General features: G+C 68.9%; 1 protein-coding gene and 1 pseudogene. Both read right to left on the minus strand.

The window, feature by feature from the left end; translation table 11 throughout:
- Positions 1-709 (minus strand): ESX secretion-associated protein EspG (locus GV790_RS28825; RefSeq protein WP_163817979.1); only part of this gene is annotated, 709 nt, incomplete at its 3' end.
- Positions 706-1,236 (minus strand): annotated as a pseudogene (locus GV790_RS28830) (hypothetical protein); the annotation flags it as partial. The pseudogene GV790_RS28830 and the gene GV790_RS28825, both read right to left, overlap by 4 nt.

The following is a 1,236-nucleotide window of genomic DNA, read 5'->3' on the forward strand; positions in this document are numbered from 1 at the left end:
GGGCGGGGGCGAGGGTGAATTCGTCGTGTGGGTGGTGTTGCAGGAGGTAGCGGCCGTCGTTGGGCTGGTAGTCCATCCAGGTGAAGCCGCGGACGTCCGGGGTGGGGCGGCCATCGATCGCGCCGCCGGCGTAGACGCCGATCTCGCCGAGGCCCGAGCGCGGGCGGCGCACGATGCGGTTGATCTTCTCGGTGAGCGACAGACGGGTCGGGTGCTTGGCGTACTCGACGCGACTCACATCCGAGCCGCGCGCCCGCAGCCCTTCGTACTTACCGCCCGCGCACTTGGGTAGATGCGCAACAACCTGGCCGGCGAGGGCAGGCGCGGGCAGCATCGACAGGATCACATCACGGCCGTAAGCCTGTGTAGCGCCGGGCAATTGGACCGCCATCGCGGCCTCCTGGCCGGTGATGCCGGCGTGGATGCGCACGACCTGCCGGAAATCCTGGCCGAAGAAGCCGTGCACCTCCACCCGCACCTCCGGTTCGAGCAGCGTGGAAATCGCCCGGTGCAAGCGCTGATCGGCGATGGCGGCGAGCCGCTGCCCGGCCTCCTTGCGCATCCGCTGATAGTCGTCAAAGGGGACCGGTTCGTCCGGGACGCGGCGCTCCGGCTCCCATTTGATCGGATACGGCAACCGGTCACGGCCGAACGCGTTCACTGCCAGGGTGAACATCAAACCGTCCATTCGCCAACGTGATTCGCTCATCCGCCGATCACTCCACCCGGTGGCAACGCAGGCGGTTGACTGCCGAGCAGTTCATCGCCGTGGTCGTAGATCAAATAGTCGGGTGTCTTGTGTTCGTCGTCGTCCTCGCCCTTGCCGCCGCCGCGTCCGGCAGGCATGCCCATGCCCGGCATCCCCATCCGGCCATTGCGCCCCGAGCCCGCACCCGCGCCGGTCGACGCCGCCGCCTTACCCTGCGTATTCGCCCCGCCACCGGGCACACTGCGACCCATCCCCGGTGTCGACGGCACACCGCTGCCACCAGGACCGCCGCCCGACCCCATCCCACCGGTGCCGACGCCGCCGGGTAGCCCGGACGTACCGCGCGGAAGATCCGAGTTCGGGAGCTGGGTGCTCGCCGGAGTGGTCGACGCAGGCGTGGTGGAGGCGGGAGTGGTCGACTGCGGAGTCGTATCGTCCGTGGTGTCGTCGGACGGGTTCGACTCTTCGCCGTTGCCGTTGTTCTCCCCACCCCCGTTCTCGATCTCCTCGCCCGGGTTCTTCCCGCC

Origin of the sequence: Nocardia cyriacigeorgica, from assembly GCF_010858045.1 — a bacterium.
Taxonomy (GTDB): domain Bacteria; phylum Actinomycetota; class Actinomycetes; order Mycobacteriales; family Mycobacteriaceae; genus Nocardia; species Nocardia cyriacigeorgica_E.